Origin of the sequence: Chlorogloeopsis fritschii PCC 6912, assembly GCF_000317285.1 — a bacterium.
GTDB classification, from domain to species: domain Bacteria; phylum Cyanobacteriota; class Cyanobacteriia; order Cyanobacteriales; family Nostocaceae; genus Chlorogloeopsis; species Chlorogloeopsis fritschii.
The window spans coordinates 1-3,545 of sequence record NZ_AJLN01000099.1 but is presented as its reverse complement, the minus strand read 5'-3'; the positions used below and the strand labels follow the sequence as shown (position 1 = coordinate 3,545).

Genomic DNA, 3,545 nt, shown 5'->3' with positions numbered 1-3,545 from the left:
GTCTCGTCTCACCTACTGGGGTTTTCGACCTGTTCCCCAGACCCTTACATCGTTTTTACTCGTTCCGTTCTTTTGATTGATTGATGGTTTAGGGCAGTCCACTTTGCCTATCCTCTTCTCGGAGATTACAGCTATTAAAAGAATGATGCTGTGAGAATTTAGAGGATGAAGTCTACATTCGTTTTTCAGGCTGTAGCTTGATTCCTAAGACACTTTTCTAGAACTTGTTTACCCATGCCATCTCCCCGTTAGCGCCAGTGTTGTTACCTGCTTGTTTTGCAACTGATTGCGCCCTGTTCCCAGCTTCAGCCTCCATAATTCCGAGTATGGTCACTGTGGGCAGGTAGGGATTCACTTGTCTCCTCAAGGGTAGGGCTTGCTTTTCTAGGGTACTTAGCTCACCTACATCAAATGAACAGTTATACATTTTGATGGTGACTTTTCAAAATGTACCTTAGCCATACATCCCTAGAAACTAGGGGTTCCTGCTGAGAACGAGCCGCACTCCTTTTGGAATTGCACCTTGCAGAAATAGACAACCCCAGCACCTTCGTCTTCTGGTGGGAGAAATACACCGTCAATTTCAAATTTGGGTTCTTTAACAGCTACTGAATCAAATCGATAAGCATTTGCATTTGCCGGGGGATTTGTCAATAGTTCAAAAAGCAAAGAGGGAGACTGTTGAAACAGTTTATAAAATATTGAGTCTCGACGCATGAAGTCTTCTATTTATTTCTTAAATCTGCGCAGTCCTATGACATATTGCATTTTAATCAAGCTTGCGTAACAAGTCTGCGAGTTGATGATCTCGATTAAATAGAACCAAAAAAGCTAAAATAACAACGCCCATTGTGGCGATCGCAACTCCTGCTGCTTGGGCAAAAATAATTACAATCTGGTAGCGTATAGCATCAGTAGGATTTGCCCCAGCCAAAATTTGACCAGTCATCATTCCCGGTAGGCTAACTAATCCCATTACCATCATCGAATTAATGGTAGGAATCATTCCAATTCTCAGAGCCTCCCGAATCGGTTGATGTGCGGCTTCCCAACGAGAAGCACCCAAAGCCAGTAACGCTTCTATTTCTTCCCGACGACTAGTCAAGTCCTCCATAAACCGATCTAAACTCAAAGACGTACCCGTAAGAGCATTACCTAAAACCATTCCCAAAAGGGGAATTAGATACTGAGGCTCATACCAAGGCTGGACGCGCAAAATCCCACTAACTACGATCCCCGTCACTAAAAAAGAACTACTTAAAAGTGAAATAAAATTATTCCAATAAATACTGGCAAACCGTCTACGCGTGCGGTTAACGCTAGATACACCAGCGATCGCCGTCATACCCAAAGCCAAAAGTATCACTAATACAGGGTTGCTCAGGGTAAATACCCATTGCAATATATACCCCACCAACAACAACTGTCCTACCATCCTGAAAGCGGCTAACCCCAAGCTTTGCTCTAATCCCAACCGCAAACCAAAGGAAAGCCCCATATTGATCAAAATAAACAAAGTCGCCAAAGCTACTTGTCCATAACCAATTTGGATATAACTGCTTGCCATTAATCTTAGTCCTTTAAAGTAATTTGGCGGTTGGTAATGCGCTCTAACTGCTTGCGATCGTGACTTGTCCAAAGACAGGCTCTGCGTGGGTTTTCATTTTGCCAAACTGCGACTAAAGCCTCTAAACTTTGAGCAGTTTCAGTATCTAGCGAAGCAGTGGGTTCGTCTAGTAGTAGAACAGAAGGTGAAAGTTGCAAAGCTCGCAAAAAGGCAACTATCTGTGCTTCACCACCAGAAATAGCTCTAATCGGACGCTGTAAAAAATCTGCTGGCTTATGCAAAATATGCAGGTAATCTAGAATTAACTGGCGGTTGTAAACCTGATTGTGGTGAACTGCTAATTTATAAACTCGCTGGAGATTTTCTTCTACAGCTCCTTCCCAAAGAGCTGGGCGCTGGTGCAAGTAGACAATTTGGGAACGATAGCTAGGCATAAACCAGGAATTCATAGGCTTTTGCTGAAAAATAATTTGCCCTGCTTGGACTGGATCGAGGCCAGCTAATGCCCGCAAGAGCAAGCTTTTACCCGATCCAGAAGCACCCACCACCGCTACTCGTTCCCCTGGAAACAATTGAAAACTTAAATTACTCCATATCCACTCTTCCTCAACTCTTCTACCTAAGTCTTGTACAGAAAGAATCGGGTGGTTGGGAGACAGTTCTAACTCGGTAGTCTGGCTTTTGGTAAATTGATTTTTGATCATGTTTAGCTCTCACTCCTCCTCCGATTTACTCTTGTCTTCCTTCCAACGTCCTGCTTTCTTTGCAGCTTCAGCCAACAGATACTCGATCTGTGCATTCACGCTTCTTAGTTCATCTGCCGACCATTTCTCCAGTATCTCGTAAAGTTTCTCATCTAGACGCAACAAGAATCGTTTTTTTTGTCCCATGTCCTAGTTATAAAGCGTGCCAGCATTAATAACGGGTTGGGCAGTTTGCTCAGAGGTGAGAACAACCAACAAGTTATTAATCATAGAAGCTTTGCGCTCGTTATCCAAATCAATCATTTGTTCTTGGCTGAGGCGATTCAACGCTTCATTCACCATCCCCACTGCACCTTCAACAATCTGTCGTCGCGCATCAATTAAGGCTTTTGCTTGCTGTCGTCGCAGCATCATCTGAGCAATTTCTGGTGCATAGGCAAGATGCGAGAGTCGTGCTTCAATTACTTCTACACCCGTTACTTCCAAACGGGCTTGGAGTTCTTTTTGCAGGGCGTGAGCAATTTCATCGGGAATTCCTCGCAGCGAAGGAGTTTCTGTTTCATCGGGGCTGTCATAGGGATATCGAATCGCTAAAGAGCGAATGGCGGTTTCACTTTGGATGGCGACAAATTCTTCATAGTCATCCACTGCAAACTTTGACTTAGCTGAATCGAAAACTTGCCAAACGACAACCGCAGCTATTTCAATCGGGCTTCCTTCCGCATCGTTGACTTTGATGATTTTGCTGTTGAAGTTGCGAACCCGCAGCGAAATCTTGTGCTTGCTAGCAAAGGGATTTGTCCACCAGAAGCCAGATTCCCGAACGGTTCCCATGTATTTCCCAAACAACACCAATACCACCGCTTGATTAGGCTCAACACTAAAGAAACCCGACAGCGACGGGATGACAATCACCAGGAGTGTAGCAGCCAACCAAGCAATAATTTCTGCAACGGTATCGTCACCACCGATAAAATCAGTAACTTTCAAACCTCTTGCTAGTAAAGCTTCTAACCCCTGCACGCTAGACAAAAGATACCATCCTCCCACCAGCGCGATCGCTACTACCACAGCCAACATCATGAAGCCGTTGAGCTTGAACGCCGGAAATTCCTTTATTTTTTGTTCCATAGTTTTTACAATGGTTGACTTATATCAAAATGATATCATTGTAGTATCAAAAAAATAACGAACTGATATAAAGAGGAAATGGTTAGTAAACAAGTAGTTTTGGTGTGTTGATGGGAGATCGGACTTGCAGTGACGTACCCAAT

General features: G+C 43.9%; 3 protein-coding genes and 1 pseudogene. All 4 read right to left on the bottom strand.

Annotated features, from left to right (window positions below; translation table 11 throughout):
- Positions 1-504: 504 nt before the first annotated feature.
- Positions 505-717, bottom strand: a pseudogene (locus UYC_RS0119315) (DUF2887 domain-containing protein); the annotation flags it as partial.
- A 52-nt stretch (positions 718-769) separates the two neighbouring features.
- Complete coding sequence (locus tag UYC_RS0119310) at positions 770-1,567, bottom strand: ABC transporter permease (RefSeq protein ID WP_016875673.1); 798 nt, start codon at positions 1,565-1,567, stop codon at positions 770-772.
- A gap of 5 nt (positions 1,568-1,572) precedes the next feature.
- On the bottom strand, positions 1,573-2,271 hold the full coding sequence (locus UYC_RS0119305; protein ID WP_016875674.1) for an ABC transporter ATP-binding protein: 699 nt from the start codon (positions 2,269-2,271) through the stop codon (positions 1,573-1,575).
- Positions 2,272-2,460: 189 nt separating this feature from the next.
- On the bottom strand, positions 2,461-3,402 hold the full coding sequence (locus UYC_RS0119295) for an SPFH domain-containing protein (protein ID WP_016875676.1): 942 nt from the start codon (positions 3,400-3,402) through the stop codon (positions 2,461-2,463).
- Between the last annotated feature and the right edge of the window lie 143 nt (positions 3,403-3,545).

Excerpts from the sequence above, each read along its gene's own strand:
- UYC_RS0119310 (WP_016875673.1), bottom strand. The coding sequence starts at position 1,567 with ATGGCAAGCAGTTATATCCAAATTGGTTATGGACAAGTAGCTTTGGCG.
- UYC_RS0119305 (WP_016875674.1), bottom strand. The coding sequence starts at position 2,271 with ATGATCAAAAATCAATTTACCAAAAGCCAGACTACCGAGTTAGAACTG.
- UYC_RS0119295 (WP_016875676.1), bottom strand. The coding sequence starts at position 3,402 with ATGGAACAAAAAATAAAGGAATTTCCGGCGTTCAAGCTCAACGGCTTC.